We start from the raw sequence: 21,085 nt of genomic DNA, 5'->3' as shown, positions 1-21,085 counted from the left end.
GGCGCTGGCGAGGAGTAACGCGACGACGCCAAGAGTCCGATTGAAACTCCTGTAACGAACATTTCGCATGCTCAGAACTTCACCGCGATATTTGCCTTTAAGCCGTTTTGGCTTGCGCCGTCGCCAAACTGTCCGTGATAGCTGACGCCGAGCGTGGCGTCAGGGCTAAGGTTAAGATCGAAACCAGCCTCGATAACGGCGCTGTCCTCGGCTATGGGCACGCCTGCGACAGTGAAGGCGTCGGAGCCGGCGAAGGCCTGGGTCGAAAGGGGCGTGGTATCGCCGAAAGCGTGACGCCAGCCGAGCATGCCGCGTGCTGTCGCCTGCACCGTGCCAATGGCAAAACCGGTTGAGGCCCTCAGGCCGAGCGTGGTGAATGTAGTATCGGTCGTCTGATCGGACGCTGCCAGTGCGGCAGCGCCGCCACTCTCGATAAAGCCGTCAGTGTGCAGGTTCACATAGGCAAGATTGGCAAAGGGCTCGAAGGAGACGGAAGGCATGTCGACCCGATATCCGAGCTCACCGAAGGCTTGAACGGTACCGGCGTCATAATTGCCGGTCAGACGATCCGACAAGCCGGGAATGGCGACCGAACGGCTGGTGTCGATATCGTGCCAAGTGTAGGCGAGGCCGGACCGGAAGCTGAAATCACCCCATTGACTGCCGCCATAAAGGCCGAGATGGTAGTTGTCGCTCGATCCGGACGAATTTCGCTCGTCCACGTCAAAGCTGGTGTGGCTATAGCCGGCCAGGAGCCCGAGGCGCCAATCGCCAATCGGCGCGTCAGCGCCGATTAGGAAGCCGCCTGTCGATGTATCGAGATCAGCGGCGTTGCCATCTCCGTCGAAGCTTCCCCAGGAACCGAAGCCCTGCGTCCAAACGGCCAGGCTATCGGCGGTTGCAGACGCCAGGGTCGGTCCGCCGGGCCCATAGGCAAGGATCGGTGCAATGGACGCGCCGGGCGTTGCAAACGCCGCGCGCATGCGATCATTGGCAGCGTTGCGCAGGAACCGGCTGTCCTCGATCAACACCGATTTTGCAGAGGCTTGTATCTCGCCGGAAAGCGCATCGAAGCTGGCGCGCACGACATCGATGTCGTCGGGTAAAAGGGCAATGGCATCATAGACCGGATTGCCGGCGGCCAAGCCGATGCTCTCGATAGCGTTTGCCGTTGCGATCTGGTTGCGCGTCAGTGCGACCGACACAAAGTCGCGGCCGTTGCGGGCGAGATCAAGGCTGATCGAGCCTGCGCCATAGTCATAGGCGAGATAGGGTATCAGAAAGGCGAAGTCGGAAGTTACGTCATCAAAGGCACCGCTGAGCGTGCCGTCGGCCGTAAGGATCGTATACGAGGACCTCAGCTCATAATTGCCATTGGCGCCGATATGGGCGACCGAACCGCCATTGAGCGTGGCATCGCCGGTAACATGCACGAGGTCGCTGTCCGTGCCTTCTGGATTGACTTCGACGGCAAAGCGCGAGCCGGTCTCGAAGATCAGATCGCCGTTGACCGTCAGCGTGCCGATCGAATTGCCGGGCGAAAGTGTGCCTCCTGACAGGATCATTGTCGATCCAACTGTGCCGGTTCCGGCGAGTGTACCGTCCTGATCTACTATGAGCGTGCCACCGAGGGCGGCATTGGCGCTGCCGCCAACGGAGAGAATGCCGTCGGCAATGGCGGTCGTTCCGGCAAAGCCGGAGCTGTCGCCGGACATTTGAAGGAAACCGGACCCTGACTTGCTGAAGGTGCCGGTTCCGGACAGGACACCGGCATAGTTGTAGTCGTCCGGCTGCTCGAAATTCAGTCTTGCGCCGGAGCCAATGGCTGCATCGCCGCCGAAGCGTGCAGCCGATGTGACGAGCCAGCCCGCCTCGATGTTCCAGTCGAGCGCAGAATTGCCATCGAGCGTCAGCGTGCCGCCACCGCGCTTGATCATGGAGCCGTAGGTACCTCCATTGCCGATAAAACCGCCTGAATAGCTCGCGTCGGTGATCTGATCGAAAACGACAGTGCCCCCATTGGCTACCGTGCCTCGGATCGAAGACGCATTGCCGATCAAAGTACCTGTGTTGACCACTGTCATGCCGTCATAGGTATTCGCGCCCGATAGCACGAGTGTGCCCTCCGTTCGGTGAGCAAGGTTCCCGTTCCCGCTGATGACGCCGGACAGCACAAGCGTTGTTCCGGTCGCGACATCTATCAAGGCACTACCGGCGATGTTGATCTCCCGGCCGCTCTCGAAGCTCGATGTGGTCGCCAGTGCGCCGCCGTCAAAAGTGAGTGCGCCGCTGCCAGCACCGAGATTGGCGTCTTCCGAGACCTGTACGGCGCCACCGAGAAGGGAAGTGCCACCCTGATAGGTATTTTCGCCCGACAGAATCAACATGCCAGCTTGCGTCTTGGTGATGCCTCCCGTTCCGCTGATCACGGTGGCAATCTCGGCCCGGTCGGCAAGCACGCGAATCTCGGCATTGCCGTCGGCCCGGTCGGAACCATCCACCACGATCTGGCCCGAGCCTTCGAGCCGGTAGCCTTGGTCGACGAATTGTAGCCCCTTGAAGCTCTGCGCCCCATCGACCGCGATTGTGCCGCCGTTAAAGCCGCCCGGCTCATTCTTGAACACGGCATGGTTCCCCGCCCAGGCGGCGGCCAGATCGCCGACCTGGTTCAGCCATTGCGGATTGCCGGTGTTCCATATGCCATCGCCACCCTGCCAGTGTTGCAGGGTATCGTCGCCGGGGATTCCGGACGCGGCGATGAACAGGTCGACATTGCCGCCGCCGGTCTGGATCTCATAGTCGTCGGCGGCAAGAAGCGGCATCGTTCCAATCGTCAGCCCCGCGTCCGACAGAGTTCCCCCATAGGTCATCAGGCGGTAATAACCGAAACCGACAGTTCCATCGCCTGCATCGCCGCTTTGCCCCAGATTCAGCGTGCCGTTCAGGGCGAGGTTGCCGGTCACATCGATGCGGTCGCTGATGCCTCCCCCGGCGGCCGCACCCGGCCCACCGAGTTCATAGTCGAGGATCGAGCCGGATGAGAGTATCAGGTCGCCAGCGACCGTCAGCGTTCCCACCGAGTTGCCGGGAGCGATGATCCCACCATCGGCCACCATCGTCGTCCCGACCATGCCAGAGCCACCAAGTGTGCCCCCGGTCTCGACGTTTACCGTGCCGCCGAGCACATTGTTCGACAGCAGCGCGCCGCCGGAGATCGTCGTCGCACCTGAAAATCCGGAGCTGTCGCCGGTCAGAATCGTCGTGCCCGCGATCTGGCTGATGCTGGCGGTCTGATTAATGCTCGTGATCACTGGCGCGAATACATAGTCCGATCCGTCGGGATTGCCCGTGTGATTGAAGACGAGTGCGCCGGTTCCTGCGCCGAATGCGACCGAGCCGGCTGCAAGCGTGCCGGCCGCTCCCGCATCGTCGTCCGCTGATGCACCGATATTAAGCGTCCCCGTCGAAGTGGAGAATTCGGCGACCGCCGCGATTCCGGTCCCGTTGCCGATACGAACAAGGCCATCATCGGCAATGGTCAGCGTGCCCGTGCCGGAATTCCCCACCCGGAGATCTGCGCCGTTCAGCCACTGCGATCCCTGGCCCGTGACGACGACAGTGCCCGACGATGTACCTGGGTTCCAACCGATATAGCCATAGTCACCGTTGACGACCTTACCGCCGTCGGCAATGGTCAGGGCGCCGTTGCCGTCGAGGCCGACAGCAAGGCCCTGACGGATGTCCCAGCTCGATCCCTGGCCGGTTACCTCTACCGTACCGGGGCCGGTGTCTGCGTTAGCTATGATCCCTTCTCTGCTGGTGACGCTGCCACCATTTGAAACGTCAAGCGTGCCTTCACCGTAGTTGCCGACAAACAGGGTCGTCGTCCCCCAGGTCGAGCCAGAATCCGATACGTCGACCTTACCGGAAGAACCGGTGTCATAACCAATATAGCTGTATCCACTGGAGACCTGCCCGCCGTCGGCAACGGCCAGCACGCCGGTCCCGTACTCGCCGACATGGAGTTCCCAATTGTTTTCCCATGTGGACCCCTGGCCTGTGACCTCAACTGTGCCAGACGAGCCAGCCCAATAGCCAATGTAGCCTTCGAAATCATTGGTGACCGTGCCGCCGTTTTCGATGACGAGCGAGCCGGTGCCAGCGTAACCAACAAACAGACTCTCCGAATTCTGCCATAAAGCATCGACGCCCGACACTGTCACAGCGCCGCTGGAGCTGGCGGCGTTGCCGATATAGCCGGCAGTATTTATCACCGCGCCGCCATCTTCTACAGCCAGAGTGCCGGTGCCGTAGTCGCCGACATAGAGTCCTGAGGAGTTCCGCCACAACGCATCGGCGCCCGAGACCGTCACCGTGCCACTGGAGCCTGCGGCCATGGCGATAAATCCGATGGCGTTGCTGACGGAGCCGCCATTGGCGATCCGCAATGTTCCTCCATTGATGACGGTGTCACCATCATAGTTGCTGTCGCCACTCAGCGTCAGCGCGCCGGAGCCGAGTTTGGTCAGCCCGCCGGTACCCTGAAGGCTGGTCCCGATTCCGATGTCAAAGCCGTTGCTGTCGATAAAAGCGCCGTTGCCACTGATAGTGACTTCGCCAGGCGCAAAGCCACGCAGGAAATCTGTCTGGTCGGCGGTGGCGCGCAGCATGCCGCCATCGAAAGCAAGGCTCGCGGCGCCGCCGCCAGCTTCAACCTGCATGACTTCCAGCGTGCCTCGCGCGCCCGCTGTACCGTTGAGGTTCAGTGTGCCGATCGAGCCGGTATCGAATGCGATCGTTGCAGCGGCACCACCAAGAACCTGGACGAGGCTGCCGTCGGAGATGGTCAACTGGCCATCGCCCATCAGGCCAACAAAAAGATTGCCCGAATTTTGCCACCGCGCATTAGCGCCCGAGACTGTCACTGTGCCGCTGGAGCCGTCGTAGAGACCGATATAGGCCTCGCGGTTGGTAACCGTGCCGCCAGCCCCGATAGTCAGCGTGCCGTTGGACCCGTCAAATTCGCCGACCCACAGACCCCCCGTATTCTGCCACCGTGCATTCGCGCCCGAAACCGTCACTATGCCGTTGGAGCCGTCGTGGATGCCGATGTCGCCGTCGGTGCTTGTAACTGTGCCACCCGCATCAATGGTCAGCACGCCCGTTCCAATGGTCCCGATGGAAAGGGAACCGACATTCCATTGGGAGGTGGGTGAGGGGAATGCAGGGTTGATGTCGCCAGTGGCTGTAATGCTTTGGCCAAGGGCATAGCCGCTGGCTGCCAAGAGCGCTATAATCGATACCCCGGCCAGTCCGCGCTTTGATGTGAAAGCCTGTTCCATTCCCCGTCACGACTTCTCGGCCCGTCACTCTTTGATTTTCATCGCGCGTGTGTGCGAGCATCGGTTGCCACGCGCGCCCCGATCTCATTCAGAAGGCGCGCATAGGTCAATCTTAATACATCTTCACCGGGCAAAATGACTGGCTCTTTCGACGTTTTGAGATGATTTGCCCGCTCGATGTGCTAACATATACTATGCCCCATCTTCACCTCCATGTTGATCACAGCACGAGAGCCGCCGACCGGATTGCGCTGTGGCGCGACGTGATGGGGGCGGCCGGGAATGTCCAGATCACCGATCCTGACGATTTCAACGGCTAGTTCGTTTCGCGCAGCATCGGTGACCTGCGCACCATGCGCATCCGTTCCGGAACGTTTCGCTACGAGCGCGACAGAAACCGGGCCAAACGCATACGGCGTGATCACGTCATGATCAATCTGATTGAAAGCGGCCGCATCGTCGGAGATATTGCCGCACGCAAGTTCGCGGCGGGACCGGGGGCCGCACTTGTCTCGCGGCTCGCCACTCCCATGAATATCGTCCTCGAGGAGGCAGAATGGCTTGCCCTGATCGTTCCGCGCGCGGTGCTCGACAGACACATGGCATGGCAACCGGCCCTTGACGGCCGTGCGTGTGCACCTGAAACCGCTCAAGCGGTCATCCTGGGCGGCCTTCTGCAGTCGCTGGACAAGCTGCCGCAACGCCTTCCCCTACGAGACATAGCCTGCGCTGAGCGCTCAAGCCTGGCTCTTCTGGCCACCTGCCTCGGCGGGTCTGCGCCGACACCGCGCCTGGGTGACGCTATCAAAATCGATCAGGCCACATCTATCCGCCGTTTCATCGCCACCCGCCTCGCCGATCCAGAGCTCGACGTCGATCTCATTTGTCGTGAATTCGATATCTCGCGATCGCGACTTTACCGTGTGATGGGCGAACGCGCGGATATTGCGTCCGTCATCCGGCGCATGCGCCTGGGCGCCATACAGCGCGATATTGTCTCCAACCGCTTTCCCGAGCTGGCGTTGGCGGAGATCGGCCGTCGATGGGGACTCGTGGACGAGCGCAACTTCCGGCGGGCCTTCGTGCATGAATTTGGTTATCCGCCTTCGGATCTGCGCAGACAAGCCCAAGGCGATGCCACTTCGAACGTGGCCGATTTTGCAACAATAGGCGCAGACATCGAACGCTGGCTCCTGGGAATAAGCTCGTAAGCCTTACCGAGGCGTTGGAACCCTTGCAGTCTTTCGCGCAGCAAGTCTGACCCAAGGCCGTATGATCGCATCCATCCCAGAACCATGATTGCTTTTAAGCGTCAGCATTTTCACGAAGTTCGAGCCGCCGTCGAGCCGAACGACCGCCGTAGTGTAACTAGTCTACCCGATGTGGTTCACGCGGGCTTTTGTCGGCCCGCCCACCCCGGCGCTAGGCGGCATCCCTTAGAGGTGCGGCCATTGTTTCAACGTTCGCCGGCAGCGCCGCCTCCACCACCCCAAGCTGCCGTCGCTTGTCGGCCAGTTCACCGGCGAAGGCGAACTCGGCACCATTGTCCCGAGACTGGTACGATGCGAGCCTGCGGCGGGCGTCAGTTAGGCGCTGGCGATACCGCTCGCGTTCGCCCTCGAAATCGTTGAGCGCGTGCTCGAGTCGAGAAATCGCTCCAAACGGCGCGACCGTCATGGCAAGCTCGATTTCGGAATCGGCGCCGGTGCGCAACAGCATGGTGGTATAACGATAGCCTTCCTGGCCGAAGCGCTGGCCGTCGTATTCGAGATCGAAACCGCCGATGGAGCCTATGATGCTCTGGCCTTCCTGCTGAAGCTGCACCAAGGTCAGGATCTCCTTCATGAGCGCGCGACCTGCCTCCTTGCGTTCGGTATAGACCTTGCCGGCCGCCGTCATGGTGAATGCGTCACTGGCGGTCGGAACCAAAATCTCGATATTGCGGCCGATTTCAGCAATACGCCGCGTGCAGAGCTCGATATCGCGTTCGGCGTCGCGAAGCTGTCGGCGAACGGCGTGCTGATCGTCGATATGGGCGGCGCAGGCGCTCCAGCCGGGCGATATCGGCTTCGAGTCCAGCTTTCTGCATCGGGCGCTGATCGCCCGACGCTGGCCTTGGCCATGGCGAACTGGTTGGCCTGACCCTCACCGAGATCTTCAAGACGCCGGACCGAAGTGTCACCCGAAAGCGCTGCTGCGATGAACCGAGCCTTGCGCTCGTTGTTCTGCCACATCGTGGCGTCGAGCGATCCCTCCGTTGCATAGGCGAAGATATCGACCTCGTCGTGCTGGTTATCTGGATCGCCCGCTCGCTGGCTATGGGCGGTCGACTGGTGACCGGGAAGAGCAGCGGCTTTGATTTTCCTTCCTTGCCCGCGACGATCATGATGACGCAGGTTGGTCGCGCCTTGCGGCCGCTTTCCTCGCCGCGTTCGTATTCACGCGCCCATAGAGACGAATACGGGATGACATCCCCGTGCCGGGGATCAATCACCTCTACCACCCTCCTTCGCTACCGCCTCGAGGCCCGCCAGGATCTCATCACGCTCTGCGCCTGCCAGGTCTTCCACACGATGTGCCCGCTGTGCGGCCTCGGTCAGGCGGTCGAACTGCTCGGCCGTGAGTAGCACGAATTTCCGCTTCCCGCGTTTGGTGATATCGACCGGGCCACGGAACGCTGCCTCGACGACTTCGCCGGAGCGGTTTCCAAGATCGGTCAATGAAAAGCTGGCCATGTCCTATCTCCTTGCTTTCAGCTAAAATAGGTGAATTAGCTATTCTCAGCAATATAGGAAATTCGGTGCGGATTGCCACCGCTTTCGCCTCATCGAAAATCACGCGTGCGAATGGGGATCTCATCGAGATGAAGATATGGGTGCGGCAAGTTGCGAGCCTTCGGCATTTCCCGCGGGCCGGGCGCGGACAACAGCACAGCATAGCCCCCTTCGGCGTTTCCAACGTTAGTGAGAACAGGATTGATGTATCGGCTCTTCTCATCTCCGTCGCCTGCCGACGGACATGATTTCAGAACGCGGCGTCTCGGGGGGAATTCACAGTTCGCTTAAGTTCCGTGACGAAAGTGAAAACAAAAAAGTCAATCTCCTGATATTATCAGGTTGTACACTTTGTCTCTTCACAATGATTTCAGCGGGAATGCTACAGACTGGCTCGGGATTTATAAACCACGGATTGGCGGATAACGTGCTGCGTCTCCAGAACAGTATTCTCGAAATGATTGCCCGGGGCGAACCGCTGGAGGCGACGTCGGACTATCTTTGCCGTCGGATCGAACAACTGCTGCCGGGCGTATGGTGCTCCGTTCTGCGGGTTGGCCGTAACGGGCTCCTGCATCCGCTCGCGGGTTCCAGCTTCCCGGATGGATATACGGCTCTGCTTGAAGGCTTGATGATCGGCCCGCTGGTGGGTTCCTGCGGCAGCGCGGCTTATTTCGGAAAGGCCGTCGCTGCCCAAGACATCGCGACCGATCCGCGCTGGATCGACTTTAAGGCGCCAGTCCTGGCGCTGGGACTGAACGCCTGCTGGTCGAGCCCGATCTGCAACGCAAGGGGCGCGGTGCTTGGCACTTTTGCCCTGTACTTCCCAGAGAAGCGCGGACCCACCGCGCGCGAGGAGGAAATCGTCGCCTCTTGCACCTCCTTGTGCGCCATTGCGCTTGAGCGCCACCAGCGGGTCATCGAGCGCGAGCGCCGAGCCTATGTCGATGCCCTCACAGATTTGCCGAACAGGGCGAGCCTGGATATCGCTCTGGAGCGCTTGTCTTGTGCCGAACCAGGCACTTGGGCGCTCCTGGTCGTCGATCTCGACAACCTCAAGACCATCAACGACACCTTCGGCCATGCGGCCGGCGACGCTCTTTTGCAGGCGGCAGCTTCCCGTATCGCCGAAAGCGTGGCGCCTGACCGGGTGTTCCGCATGGGTGGCGACGAGTTCGCCGTAATCCTCCAGCGAGCCGGAGCGGCCACCGGCATCGAGAGTACGGCGCATCATATTCTCGACACCCTGTCCGTGCCCGCCGACTGTGACGGGCACATGATCCTACCGCGGGCAACAATCGGCGGCGCGGTGCTGGCAGCCAACGACCATGATGCGAAAGGCGTGCGCCAGCGCGCCGATTTTGCACTCTACCACGCCAAGGAAACCTCGCCTGGGAGCTTCGTACTCTACTGGCCGGGAATCGGCAGTGCTATCAAAAACCGCATCGAGGTGATCCGCGACGTCGATGCGGCGTTACGCGAAGGACGGATCGACGCGTTCTATCAGCCGATCCTGCGTCTGGACACCCGGGCGATCGTCGGCATGGAGGCTCTTTGCCGCCTTCGCAAGCCGGATGGAGAGGTCGTTTCCGCAGCTGCGTTTCACCATGCGACCTCCGATGTCAGCGTCGCTTCGCATCTGACGGAACGCATGATGGCAATCGTCGCGGCGGACGCGCGCTCGTGGCTGGATCAAGGTATTCCGCTGCAGCATGTCGGCATCAACATCGCCTCGGCCGATTTTCACAGCGGCACTCTTTATGCGCGTCTCGAAGCCGCTTTCGGTCGTGAGAACGTCCCCTTGAAACATATCATTCTGGAGGTCACGGAGTCGGTCTATCTCGGTCAGCGCGACCCGGTCGTCGCGCGGGAGATCAAGGCGTTGCGCGCCCATGGTCTGCGGGTCGCACTCGATGATTTCGGAACTGGCTTCGCTTCGCTTACGCATTTGCTGACGGTGCCTATCGATATCATCAAGATCGACAGGTCCTTCATTGACCGCCTTGTTCAGGGCGATCCAAGCCTGGCGATCGTCGAGGGACTGATCGGCATCGCTCGCAAGCTCGACATCCGGGTCATTGCCGAAGGCATCGAGAATGAGGCCCAGGCAAGTCTACTCGTGGAGATCGGTTGCCAGCTCGGTCAAGGATATTTGTTCTCACAAGCAGTACCACGCAAGATAGCGACAGGCCTTTTGAAGCGGTTCGTGCAACCCATTGTTGGGGAGGCAAGCCTGAACTTGCGAATGCTCGCCCCGAAGGACAGCTCCGCCCCCTTGCAATCACAGAGAGACTGACTGGGCTCGGTCACCACCGTGCCTTCGACGTGCGTTTGAGATAGCCGAACGCCTAAAGGCCCCGATCGAAAACTCGGTTTCTCATGTGAAATGCTTGGTCCCTGCTGCAATCTCGTAGCGGGACTTGGTGGTTGCCTGGAGTGATAAAAGCCACCGTTGGCGGAGGGAGGCGCGAAGTACATTCTCTACGGCGTCAACATCGAGACCGTCACGGGGCGGCAAGCGCTCAGTGGCTCGGTCTCTTTCATCTTCAGTCGCTACGCAGCGATTTTGGAGGGCGCAGGTAGAAAGGTCGGCCCACATCAACCAACGCGTGGAACCGGTCTATCCACCGCTCCCTATTTTCTTCCGAAGGATTACGAGCGTTGCATCGTCGGGATAGGGTTCGGCCTCAAAACCATGCTCACGTTCAAGTTCAATCGCCTGATGGTTCTGGCGATTCTCAAGTGATTCGATCGTCCTGACGCCTTTCGCTTCAGCGTATTGGGCAATATGGCTGAGCAGCTCCCACCCAACCCCTTTGTGTTTGTCTTCGTGACGAATGGAAATCGCGACCTCTCCCCGATCGAGAGCGGAGTCGCAGGCCAGCATGGCTGTGGCAATGATCGATTTACCGCCATCAGCAAACGCCACGAAGCTCTCCGTTTGTAGATGATCGACTTGCGTCATCTCAACAAGACGATCATGGCTCACTTCCTTCACCGTGGTCAGAAACCGAAAACGCAAATCCTCAGGCGTTACGTGCGTAAAAAATTCGGCCAGGTTCGCTTCGTCTTCGGAGCGAGCAGGCCGGACATGAAACTTGAACCCAGTCCGGGTGACCAAGTCACGGCTCCAGTCATCAATGGTCATACTTTTTCCTCCAGCGGCTTACATCGTTCGCTCACGATCGCATATCTCTACGACATTTCCGCAAATTTTGCACATCATGTTGTTCTGAACCTCGCTTCCAGCAGATCGACTTCCCTGACAAGCTTGCGCGCAGTCTCATCTGTTAGGCCCCGACCGCGAGCGATCCGGTAGATCTGGTCTCGCTCGGCGCGCAGACCCGCAAGCCGAAGCTTGCGTTCGATCTCATCGATCCTTCTAGCCAGATCACGCTCCTCACCGGTCTTGGAGCGGCCGTCGATGCGCTGGCGGTAAAGCTCCATGACGCGTGCTCCGGCATCGGCGTAAAGATCGGCGTCGGCCCGTCCCGCGTCCATATCATGTTGAGCTTTATCGACCGCCTGCAGGGCGATCGGTGACATGCGCGCCAGCGCGCCACTGATCACGACAGCTAGTAGAAGAATCAAGGCAATTGAGTTCGTCTCCGCGTCTACTCCAATCGCGTATTCATCGTTTCGGCCAAGCATAGAGCCGGGATTGTCTAGTGCATACGATCGCGGGTCTCCCCGTACAGTCTGCGATCACCGCAATGCAAAGCAAGGAGCGGCGCTTGTGGCGCGCATTGCCATTCAACGGATCCGGCCATTGGAGGATGGCATACAGGTTAGTCGCACAAACGATGATAGGCCATCGGCAACATAGTGAAGCCAAGAGATTTTGGCATGGCGTCAAGCAAACCGGAAAACTCGAACACGCCGCAAGGGATCCTAACGTCCAACGTGCTGGACGCGATGCATGCCTGGTGGCGTGCTGCGAACTTCTTATCCGTTGGTCAGTGCATCTGCTCGACATTCGTTCTGCGCGAATCGCTGAAAATCGAGCATGTCAAACCACGTCTGCTCGGCCACTGGGGTACGACGCCAAGGCTGAACTTCATCTACGTCCACCTAAACCGCGTCATCAAAGCCAAAGATCTGAATGTTCTTACATCGCCACCCTGGCCATGGCGCGCCGAGCGTGGGGCCAACACCTATATGGAAGGAACCTATAGCGAACTCTATCCCGAAATTTCACAGGACGAAGACGGCTTGCGTCGTTTCGTGCGGCAGTTCTCGTTTCCGGGGGGCATTCCCAGCCATGCCGCGCCCGAAACATCGGGCTCTATCCACGAGGGCGGCGAACTCGGCTTGCGCTGGCGCACGCCTTTGGAGCGGTCCTGGACAGTCCGGATCTGATCGCAACCAGCGTCGTCGGCGATGGCGAAGCCGAGACCGACCCACTCGCAGCGTTCTGGCATTCCAACAAGTTTCTCAATCCGGTCGCTGACGGCGTCGTCCTGCTATCCTGCATCTGAACGGCTATAAGATCGCAAACCCGACCGTGTTGTCGCGCATCCCGCCGGAGGAACTGGAGGCGTTGCTTCGCGGTTATGGCTACGCTCCTCTTTTCGTAGAGGGTGACTAGCCGGAGGCGTTGCATCAGGCGCTGGCAGCGGCCTTGGCCAACGCCTTCGCAAGCATTGCGGCTACCCAGAAGACAGCGCGTGAGGATGGCGAGACCGAGCGGCCGTGCTGGCCTATGATTGTACTGCGCAGACCCAAAGGTTGGACCGGGCCAAAGACCGTCGACGGCCTAAAGAGCGAGGGCTTCTGGCGCTCGCATCATTTGCCCTTCAGCGACATGTCGAAGCCCGAGCATCTGCAACTGCTCGAAGAGTGGCTGCGGAGCTATCGTCCTGAGGAGCTGTTTACCGAGACAGGACGGCTTCGCACCGAGATCGCGGCGCTGGCCCCTTGATCTCAATCAATGCGCAGGGCTAGCGTCTTCATTACTGGTAGATAAACAGAAGGGAACGTCAAATGAGCAATATGATGAGGGCTGCCATTGTACGTGAGTTTGGCAAGCCGTTGGTGATTGAAGACGTACCGATTCCCGAACCCGGTCCCGACCAGATCTTGGTCAAGATTGCCGCAACAGGTGTATGCCATACCGATCTTCATGCCGTGAAGGGGGACTGGCCGGTCAAGCCGACGCTGCCTTTCATTCCCGGCCATGAGGGGGTCGGCACCGTCATCGGTATCGGACGTGAGGTAAAAAGGGTCAAGGAAGGCGATCGGGTCGGCGTGCCGTGGCTGCACACGGCCTGCGGCTATTGCCCACACTGCCGGACTGGCTGGGAGACGCTTTGCGGCGTACAGCAAAATACAGGCTACTCGGTCAATGGCAGCTTCGCCGAATACGCGCTTGCCGATCCAAATTATGTCGGCCGCCTGCCGGACAACCTCGACTGGGGGCCGGCCGCGCCGATCCTGTGCGCTGGCGTCACGGTCTACAAGGGCCTCAAGGAAACCGAGGTCAAGCCGGGCGAATGGGTGGCAGTTTCCGGCATCGGGGGGCTTGGCCACATGGCGGTCCAATATGCCAAGGCGATGGGCATGCATGTCGCGGCCATCGACGTCCATGCCGACAAACTGGCCCTGGCCACCAAGCTTGGCGCGGAGATCGTGATCAATGCGCGCGAGACCGACCCCGCGGTCGAACTGCAAAAGAGGCTCGGCGGCGTCCACGGGGTTCTCGTCACCGCAGTCTCCCCCAAGGCTTTCGAGCAGGCTTTCGGCGCGCTCCGCGCTCACGGGACGATGGCGCTCGTCGGACTGCCGCCAGGCAGATTCGCCATGCCCATCTTCGATACCGTGCTGAAGCGCATCACCGTACGCGGCTCCATCGTCGGCACGCGCCAGGATCTCGAAGAAGCCCTCGACTTCGCCGGTAATGGCGCGGTGGCCGCGCATTTCGCCTGGGACAAGCTAGAGAACATTAACGCCATCTTCGCCCGCATGGAAGAAGGCGGCATCGATGGCCGGATCGTGCTGCAGCTTCACTAGGGGCGGCAGCCGCTTGGAACCAGCAACGCCGGACTTCCTGAACAGGCCGCCACGAAACGACAGGTAAGTCTCATGGCCTACACAACCATCAATCCCTTTACCGCAGAAGTGGTGAAGACGTTTGCCGACGCCACCGACAATGAGGTCGGGCAGGCAATCGGCAAGGCCAATGCGGCGTTCCTGCCATGGAAGGACGCGCCGTTCAGCGAACGTGCCAAGGTGATGCAAAACGCCGCCGACATCGTGCGCGAGGATGTCGATAGCTACGCCAAACTGCTCACTCTCGAAATGGGCAAGGTCGTTTCAGAAGCCAAAGCGGAGGTGGAACTGTCGCCGGCGATCTTCGAATACTATGTCAGGAACCCCGAGAGGCTGCTGGCTCCTGAAAAACTGCCGGTGAACGAACCCTGCAGAGGGCGAAGCCACGCTTGTCCACGAACCGCTCGGAGTGTTGTTGGCGATCGATCCTTGGAATTTTCCCTACTACCAGATCGCCCGGATCATCGCCCCGCAGCTGTCGGCCGGCAACACGATGCTGCTCAAACACGCCTCCAACGTCCCGCAAAGCGCGGCGGCCTTCGAGAAATTGATGAAGGAAGCAAGTCTGCCGGACGGTGCATTCCAGAACCTCTACGCGATCAACGTCGTCGACATCGACGCCCGGTTCTAGTCGGATCAGCCCGCTACCCTTGTGGTGAGGAGCTTCTCGCGGTCTTGTCGGCTATAGTGGCCGAGCACGATCGGTACGAGTGTGGATCCCGAGGTTAAGGGTAGCGATTTGAACGGACGACGCCATTCTTCCCCGCTCAACGACTACCCGCTGCGGGCAGCCGATGCTGTCGTGCACAATTTTGGCAGCGACGCCGAGTACGGCCTGACCGGAACTGAGGTGCCGCGACGTCTGGCGGAATATGGCCGCAACGAACTGCGGGCGGTTGCGCCGATACCGACTGGGCGCCGCGTGCTTGCCCAGTTTCAGGACCCGCTCGTTTATCTGCTGCTCGGCGCGATCATCATCGCCATGGTGGTTGTGGCCAATGCGGTTCTTGGCTTCGTGCAAGAAGCAAGGGCCGCCAACGCCGTTGCGGCTCTTGCGCGCATGACGGCTGTCACCTCTTCTGTACTGCGCGACGGTGAGAAGGCGCATTCCGAGCGCTGAGCTGGTCCCGGGCGACATTTTGCTGTTGGAGGAAGGCGACGCGGTCGGAGCGGATGGTCGGCTGCTGCGCGCGGCGAGCCTGAAGGTGCAGGAAGCCTCGCTCACCGGTGAAAGCGAGGCGGTTCTGAAAGACGCAGCAGCGTTACAGGAACCCGCGCCTCTGGCAGAGCGGTACTGCATGGTGTTCAAGGGCACCGCGGTTGTCCAGGGGACCGGCCGTGCCGTCGTCACCGCGACCGGCATGCAGACCGAGATGGGCGCCATCGCAACCATGCTCGACTCAACGGTCGATGAGCCGACGCCCCTTCAAAGGGAAGTGGCATTGATCGGGCGAATGCTCGGCATCGCGGTCGTCATCATTGCCATAATCGTGGTCGCCACGGTGTTGCTGGTGTCCGACATCAAAGGCCCGTCGGACGTCATCACCGTGCTGCTGCTTGGCGTCTCGCTGGCGGTCGCGGCCGTGCCTGAAGGTCTTCCTGCCATCCTGTCGCTCGTGCTGGCGCTTGGGGTCCAGCGCATGGCCAAGCGCAACGCCGTGGTCAAGACGCTCTCGTCGGTTGAGACCCTTGGTTCAGCGTCCGTGATCTACTCGGACAAGACCGGTACCCTGACGCGCTCCGAGATGACGATCGAGCGGATCATGACGGCGTCCGGCGGCAGCCGCGTCACCGGCGTTGGCTACGCCCCACTCGGCCGCCTGGAGGCCGAGGGCGGAGGTGCACTGGAAGGATCGCTTCGCGCAGAGCAGATCGTCGTGCTGAGCGGTGGGAGCCTAGCAGGCAATGCCGGGCTGCGGGAGACGGAAGATGGAGCTTGGGAAATCCATGGCGACCCGACCGAAGCCGCATTTCTCGTGGCTGAACGCAAGCTTGGCGTGGAGGACCGCCGCCAGCGGCGCTTCGAGCGTGTCGGCGAGATCCCTTTCAGTTCCAACCGCAAGATGATGTCGACCATCGAACTCGACCACAAGCACGACGGCGAGCGCATCCTCATCACCAAGGGTGCGCTCGATGTGCTGATGCGGCATTGCAAACGCATCCGGGTTGGCATGGAGGTGGTCCCGTTCGACGAGGCGCAGCGTTCACGCACACACACCGACGTGGAGCGCCTGTCGGACGAGGCGTTGCGAACCTTGGCGGTCGCCTATCGGCCGCTGCGAGCCGAAGAGGACCCGCAAGCCAGCGAGGCTCTGGAGCACGACCTGATTTTCGTCGGCACCGTCGGCATCATCGACCCGCCGCGTGAGGAAGCAGCGGTCGCGATAGCGGAGGCTCGCCGCGCCCGTGCACAAGTTGCGCATCGTCGATGCGCTGCAGGCCGATGGCAATGTGGTGGCGATGACCGGCGACGGTGTCAATGATGCTCCGGCGTTGAAGGCTGCCGATATCGGCGTGGCGATGGGGATCACCGGCACCGAAGTCACCAAGGAGGAGGCCAAGATGATCCTGGCCGACGACAATTTCGCCACCATCGTCGAGGCGGTGCGGGAAGGGCGCGGCATTTTTGACAATATCCGCAAGTTCCTCCGCTATCTGCTGTCATCCAACATGAGCGAGGTTCTGACCGTGTTCCTCGGCGTCGTCGGCGCTGGCGTGATCGGGCTGGGCGGCGGGAGCGGCGAATTGCTGCTGCCACTTCTTGCCACCCAGATCCTCTGGATCAACCTGATCACCGATTCCGGTCCCGCGCTCGCCATGGGAATCGATCCGGAAACCGACGACGTGATGGCTCGCCCGCCCCGCAAGGCGAACGAGCGCGCCATCGATGCGCGCATGTGGCGCGGCGTGATCGAGATCGAGATCGGCCTGGTTATGGCACTGGCGACATTGCTCACCATCGATCTCTACCTGCCCGGAGGACTGATCGAGGGTTCCCAGACTCTTGATCAGGCGCGCACGGCCGGATTCACCGTGCTGGTGCTTGCCCGGTTGTTCAATTGTTTCAATGCTCGGTTCGAGACTACCAGCGCTTTTAGCCATCTGTTTGTGAACCGGTGGCTGTGGGCGGCGATCGGACTGTCCGTCCTCCTGCAGATCGCCGTGGTCAACTTCGGGCCGCTCAACGTGGCGTTCGGAACCGTTCCCCTGCCCCTAGAACAGTGGCTGGTCTGCATCGCGATAGGCAGCAGTGTGCTTTGGTTCGGCGAGATTCGCAAATGGACGCTCCGGTCGCAGAGCAACGGCCACAAGGAATTCATGATCTGACACAACAAAAGACCACACGCCATGACAGAACCTTACGAGCGCTCGGAGGCCTTGAGAGATGGCCTTGGCAAGAATTCAGCGGGGTTTCGGCGCGGGCAGTATGGCCCATGACGCAGACGGCTAAGCGGGAGACAATCTGTCGCCTGCCCCAACTTGCATCAAAAGTGGCCGATAAAGGGCTTTTGACGTATGAAGCTGTCATTCTCGATGCAATCGAGAATGAATGTGGCGACCTCCGCGCGGGTAATGGAGCGCAGTTGCAGCGTCTCCGGAATTTCCGTAACCACTTGTAGTTGCCCACTGCCGGCACGGGCGGCGAAGGGAGCGGGACGAACGACCGTCCAGTCCAGATCGGCTTGCTCGACGAGTGCCTCCTGTCGATCGTTGTCGGCGTAGCGATTGCGGGTGAAAAGAGGATAGATGACCAGATTGTAGAGCCATCCGCCATGTCCTCTGGTGTCCCCCGCCCCGATCCCCGTGATCGCCACGAGGCGTTTGACGCCAGCGGTCTGCATCGCAGCGATTACAGCCTCGCTGGCCTCGGAGAACAATGTTGTTCTACCAAGTCTGTCGATGCCGATGGCAATCACGACGGCGTCGTGGCTGGCGAGATGTTGTTTCAAGAACGCTTCATCTGTCGCCGAACCGACGATGACGCGGACTGCTGCCGATTCCGTCAATTTACCCGCGTTGCGCGTTTGTGCTGTGATGTGATGTCCGCGTGCGATTGCCTGCTTCAGTAGGTTGGGCCCTACCCCGCCTGAAGCGCCCAGAACAAACAATTGCATATCGGTTGCCACATTTTCCAATGAACTCTCGACCAGCCTAGAGGTTTAGAAAGAGCGCGCAATTGACTTCGATCAAAAGCGATAATCCTGCGGTGCCAGTGTGGTTTCTTCTATGGACAATGACGGCGTCGTTATACAACACCGCGTTTTATCAATAGCCGTTTCTTTGCGTTAGCTATTTTGGGCCAGTGCAGTCGTCTGCGATGTCAGCTCCTTGCGAGGCACAGGCCTACAGCATGACGGCGTTTCTCCGGCAGCGGGAAGTGCCGCAAGCATGAAACGGTGTCGTGCATGATCCGACACGGACATGAGCGATTGGCAGGCCGGTTTCAGGCGGCCCTGCGTCAGATCGAGGACGACCTTGAGGCGTTGACGCCAGCAGGTGCCTGGCACGTGGTCATCCTCAGTATCGCCTGTATCGTGGCCGCCAACTACTTTCTTTATCACTTCGTCCTTCACGTGCAGCCGCTTTGTATCGTGCCATTGTGCCTAGCCGGTTGGCAGACGGACACCCGCAACAACCTCGCGGGATTGGCAATTTTGTGATTCACTTGCTCTGTCGTGATTTGGAGGCAGGGCAATGGAACAACGGTCTCTGTGAGCATCTCGAACGGCTGAGCAAGAACGGCGACCCGCTGGAGACGCTCGAGGCGACGGTGGATTTTGAGCATTTCCAAGGCTGGCTGGTCGAGGGGCTGGGCTATGGTGATGGCCCGAAGGGCGGTCGGCCGCCGTTCGACCCGGTGTGAATGTTCAAGGCGCTGATCCTGCAGGCGCAGCACAATCTCAGCGACGCGCGCATGGAGTTCATGATCCGCGACCGGCTCTCCTGGATGCGGTTCCTCGTCTTCGATCTCGGTGCGCCGACGCCTGACGAGAACACCATCCGGCACTTTCGCAACAGGCTGGCGGAGACGGGAACGCTGAAGCGGGTGATGAAGGCGTTCGACTGGCAACTCCACAAGAAGGGCTACATCCCGATGTAAGACCAGATTCGACGCCTCGCTGGTTCGAGCATGTCTTCAGTGACACTGGACCTGGATGCGTTTACGATTGCACCTTCTGCAGCGAACGCCGATCTGTCACGGGCGGGATCAAAGACCCGGCCGGTGGGCCGAGGCGCCATAGAGCGAAGCCAAAGGTGTGAGTTCGTCATAGTCGATAGGGATGCCGGAACTAACGATTGCCTCACGCCCCGACGTGAACGCCAGAATCCAGTCGCCGGGTGTCTTTGGGTCGATGGACCGGGCCACTGCTTCAGGAGAAAGCGTCCCGTTGCGACCTGCCACGACCTCACCGATCGCAGCGATGATGTGCTCGCCGGCACCTGATATGACAGCATCGAAAAGGTGCAATATCTTGCCTTCACACATCAACCGGATAGGAGAGGAACGGTGGTGGACTACGTCATCAGGGGTCCGACCTGTTCAACGCAGTCGCGCCTTTGCGGACCCTGCACGCAGTGTTTGAGTACATTCAGTCATCGCTGATTGGATTCGTTTTGCGCCCGCGCTTGCACGCTCTCGCTAGCTAAGGGGCCAATGTCGTCAAGCTTAATCGTCAGCTCACGCTGTGGACTATTGCCCAATCTTGCCAAGGCTTCTCGATTGGACGAGGTTGATACGATCACCGTTCCATCAATATCGAAGGCAATCCCTTAAATTGTACAGTCATTCCGTCATTGAGGCGCCTAAGTATCCCTAGGCGGTTCATCGATGCCAATTCACTAGAGTCCCAGGAACCACTGCCCGAGGTCGGCACCGATGGTGCCGAGGTTTGCCGGACCGGCATGCGCTTCATCTTTCGCCTGCCTGCGTAAGGTGGAGGGCGGATAACCGAATTCCTGCACGAAGGCGCGCCGGAAGTTGCGCTCGTCCAAAAGACCCCAACACTTCCCAATGGCGGTCAAAGAGGTGCCAGGCGAGCGGTTGGCTGCGATTTCGCGGTGCACGGCCCGCAATCGCATACGTCGAATAAGGGCGGCTATGTCTGCGCTTTCGCCCATGACGCGGTAAAGGCGTGACCGCGAGATGTCGAACTCCCGACAAATGAGATCAAGCCCAAGGTTCGGATCGGCCAAACGCTCCGCGATAAAGCGGCGGATCGACTGCGCCGGATCCTCCGCCCTCTCATCTCGTGCATGTAACGCTGGTGCCTGCCCGCCAAGACATGACGTCACCAGCGCAAGGCCCGATCGCATCACGCATGTTGCCTCGCGCACCGGCAAAGGATCAGGTAGAGCATCCAGCGAACGCAGGAGACCGCCGAGTAGGATAGCTTGGGCCGTTTCTGGCGCAAACACACGGGCGTCCAGAGAACGCGTCCAGGACAAGTGTTTTTCGAACACAGCACGGGGAAAGAGCAGACCCAGCCATTCGGTGTTGTCCATTGTGAGATCCATCGGACTGGCAAGACGCGACAGCAGTACAGCGCCTGGCTCAACGACAGTTGTGCGTCCGGCAAGCGTCCCCGTGAAGCGACCCCGTTCAACGAGATTGACAATCACATGGTCACGTCGAATGCGCGATGCCATATTCCTGGTGCGCAGGAAGCGAAAGGTTTTTGATTTGATGCGCATGATGCGCATGTCGCCGAAGCCACGCGACACAAAGGTCCCTGTGAAGGCGCTCTCGTCGGGAATATGGACTTCGCCTGCGAGGCCCATGGCGTCCCGCCAAAGCGCCAGCCTTTCTGTCGTTGTAATGGCGTCGCGTTCAAGGTCGAGCGTGATTAGTGTTGGTTTTAAAAATCTCATCACGTGACATTAGAGCAGGCCAGCGGGCAATTCATCCCAATTGTTCGAAAT

Annotated in this window: 17 protein-coding genes and 4 pseudogenes; 12 read left to right on the top strand and 9 right to left on the bottom strand. The window is 60.1% G+C overall.

Annotation, left to right across the window (positions count from 1 at the left end; all coding sequences use genetic code 11):
• Positions 1 to 71: 71 nt before the first annotated feature.
• Both ABFT80_RS23250 and ABFT80_RS23245 read right to left on the bottom strand, forming a co-directional pair.
• On the bottom strand, positions 72 to 5,342 hold the full coding sequence (locus tag ABFT80_RS23250; RefSeq protein WP_347974336.1) for an autotransporter domain-containing protein: 5,271 nt from the start codon (positions 5,340 to 5,342) through the stop codon (positions 72 to 74).
• Positions 5,343 to 5,524: 182 nt separating this feature from the next.
• Complete coding sequence (locus tag ABFT80_RS23245; protein ID WP_347974430.1) at positions 5,525 to 5,767, bottom strand: hypothetical protein; 243 nt, start codon at positions 5,765 to 5,767, stop codon at positions 5,525 to 5,527.
• On the opposite strand from ABFT80_RS23245, the gene ABFT80_RS23240 reads away from it, so the two are divergent.
• Positions 5,696 to 6,553 (top strand): helix-turn-helix domain-containing protein, encoded by an 858-nt coding sequence (locus ABFT80_RS23240; RefSeq protein WP_347974335.1) that lies wholly within the window; start codon positions 5,696 to 5,698, stop codon positions 6,551 to 6,553. The genes ABFT80_RS23245 and ABFT80_RS23240 overlap by 72 nt on opposite strands.
• 211 nt (positions 6,554 to 6,764) lie before the next feature.
• Here the strand turns inward: ABFT80_RS23240 and ABFT80_RS23235 are convergent.
• Together ABFT80_RS23235 and ABFT80_RS23230 are read right to left on the bottom strand one after the other, a co-directional pair.
• A pseudogene (locus ABFT80_RS23235) lies at positions 6,765 to 7,636 on the bottom strand (lactate dehydrogenase); the annotation flags it as partial.
• A gap of 192 nt (positions 7,637 to 7,828) precedes the next feature.
• A complete protein-coding gene (locus ABFT80_RS23230) occupies positions 7,829 to 8,077 on the bottom strand; it encodes a type II toxin-antitoxin system Phd/YefM family antitoxin (RefSeq protein ID WP_347974334.1) in 249 nt (82 codons plus the stop codon).
• A 418-nt stretch (positions 8,078 to 8,495) separates the two neighbouring features.
• Here ABFT80_RS23230 and ABFT80_RS23225 point away from each other — a divergent pair, with 418 nt between their 5' ends.
• Positions 8,496 to 10,412 carry a sensor domain-containing phosphodiesterase gene (locus ABFT80_RS23225; protein WP_347974333.1) on the top strand — a complete coding sequence of 639 codons (1,917 nt, stop codon included), beginning with the start codon at positions 8,496 to 8,498 and terminating at the stop codon, positions 10,410 to 10,412.
• Between the two features lie 324 nt (positions 10,413 to 10,736).
• Here ABFT80_RS23225 and ABFT80_RS23220 read toward each other — a convergent pair whose 3' ends face one another.
• Positions 10,737 to 11,264, bottom strand: a complete 528-nt coding sequence (locus ABFT80_RS23220; protein WP_347974332.1) for a GNAT family N-acetyltransferase — start codon at positions 11,262 to 11,264, stop codon at positions 10,737 to 10,739.
• Between the two features lie 74 nt (positions 11,265 to 11,338).
• Entirely contained in the window at positions 11,339 to 11,707 is a 369-nt protein-coding gene (locus tag ABFT80_RS23215) for a hypothetical protein (protein WP_347974331.1), read from the bottom strand.
• Between the two features lie 255 nt (positions 11,708 to 11,962).
• On the opposite strand from ABFT80_RS23215, the pseudogene ABFT80_RS28150 reads away from it, so the two are divergent.
• The 7 genes and pseudogenes from ABFT80_RS28150 to ABFT80_RS23185 all read left to right on the top strand — a co-directional run bounded on the left by ABFT80_RS28150 (position 11,963) and on the right by ABFT80_RS23185 (position 17,491).
• Positions 11,963 to 12,594 (top strand): annotated as a pseudogene (locus ABFT80_RS28150) (phosphoketolase family protein).
• 26 nt (positions 12,595 to 12,620) lie between these two features.
• A pseudogene (locus ABFT80_RS28145) lies at positions 12,621 to 13,037 on the top strand (phosphoketolase family protein).
• Positions 13,038 to 13,099: 62 nt separating this feature from the next.
• On the top strand, positions 13,100 to 14,125 hold the full coding sequence (gene adhP, locus ABFT80_RS23205) for an alcohol dehydrogenase AdhP (RefSeq protein ID WP_347974330.1): 1,026 nt from the start codon (positions 13,100 to 13,102) through the stop codon (positions 14,123 to 14,125).
• A 72-nt stretch (positions 14,126 to 14,197) separates the two neighbouring features.
• Positions 14,198 to 14,762 (top strand): annotated as a pseudogene (locus tag ABFT80_RS23200) (aldehyde dehydrogenase family protein); the annotation flags it as partial.
• Positions 14,763 to 14,903: 141 nt separating this feature from the next.
• Complete coding sequence (locus ABFT80_RS23195) at positions 14,904 to 15,284, top strand: cation-transporting P-type ATPase (protein ID WP_347974329.1); 381 nt, start codon at positions 14,904 to 14,906, stop codon at positions 15,282 to 15,284.
• A 25-nt stretch (positions 15,285 to 15,309) separates the two neighbouring features.
• Complete coding sequence (locus tag ABFT80_RS23190) at positions 15,310 to 16,647, top strand: HAD-IC family P-type ATPase (RefSeq protein ID WP_347974328.1); 1,338 nt, start codon at positions 15,310 to 15,312, stop codon at positions 16,645 to 16,647.
• On the top strand, positions 16,580 to 17,491 hold the full coding sequence (locus ABFT80_RS23185; protein ID WP_347974327.1) for an HAD-IC family P-type ATPase: 912 nt from the start codon (positions 16,580 to 16,582) through the stop codon (positions 17,489 to 17,491). Before ABFT80_RS23190 ends, ABFT80_RS23185 begins: the two co-directional genes overlap by 68 nt.
• Positions 17,492 to 17,649: 158 nt before the next feature.
• On the opposite strand, the gene ABFT80_RS23180 is transcribed toward ABFT80_RS23185, so the two are convergent.
• Positions 17,650 to 18,291 (bottom strand): NAD(P)-dependent oxidoreductase, encoded by a 642-nt coding sequence (locus tag ABFT80_RS23180; RefSeq protein WP_347974416.1) that lies wholly within the window; start codon positions 18,289 to 18,291, stop codon positions 17,650 to 17,652.
• Positions 18,292 to 18,594: 303 nt separating this feature from the next.
• On the opposite strand from ABFT80_RS23180, the gene ABFT80_RS23175 reads away from it, so the two are divergent.
• Genes ABFT80_RS23175 through ABFT80_RS23165 form a run of 3 tightly spaced genes read left to right on the top strand, consistent with a single transcriptional unit; the run spans position 18,595 to position 19,265 of the window.
• The gene (locus ABFT80_RS23175) at positions 18,595 to 18,825 is read left to right on the top strand and encodes a hypothetical protein (RefSeq protein ID WP_347974326.1); all 231 of its coding nucleotides are present in this window, start codon (positions 18,595 to 18,597) and stop codon (positions 18,823 to 18,825) included.
• On the top strand, positions 18,822 to 19,028 hold the full coding sequence (locus ABFT80_RS23170) for a hypothetical protein (RefSeq protein WP_347974325.1): 207 nt from the start codon (positions 18,822 to 18,824) through the stop codon (positions 19,026 to 19,028). The genes ABFT80_RS23175 and ABFT80_RS23170 overlap by 4 nt, the downstream gene beginning before the upstream one ends.
• On the top strand, positions 19,029 to 19,265 hold the full coding sequence (locus ABFT80_RS23165) for a transposase (protein ID WP_347974324.1): 237 nt from the start codon (positions 19,029 to 19,031) through the stop codon (positions 19,263 to 19,265).
• Positions 19,266 to 19,373: 108 nt separating this feature from the next.
• Here ABFT80_RS23165 and ABFT80_RS23160 read toward each other — a convergent pair whose 3' ends face one another.
• A complete protein-coding gene (locus ABFT80_RS23160; RefSeq protein ID WP_347974323.1) occupies positions 19,374 to 19,634 on the bottom strand; it encodes a hypothetical protein in 261 nt (86 codons plus the stop codon).
• Positions 19,635 to 20,005: 371 nt separating this feature from the next.
• Positions 20,006 to 21,034, bottom strand: a complete 1,029-nt coding sequence (locus ABFT80_RS23155; RefSeq protein WP_347974322.1) for an AraC-like ligand-binding domain-containing protein — start codon at positions 21,032 to 21,034, stop codon at positions 20,006 to 20,008.
• Positions 21,035 to 21,085 lie beyond the last annotated feature (51 nt).

Source organism: Foliimonas ilicis (assembly GCF_039939195.1).
GTDB lineage: Bacteria > Pseudomonadota > Alphaproteobacteria > Rhizobiales > Rhizobiaceae > Foliimonas > Foliimonas ilicis.
The sequence above is the reverse complement of the archived record's forward strand: the minus strand, read 5'-3'. Positions and strand labels throughout refer to the sequence as shown.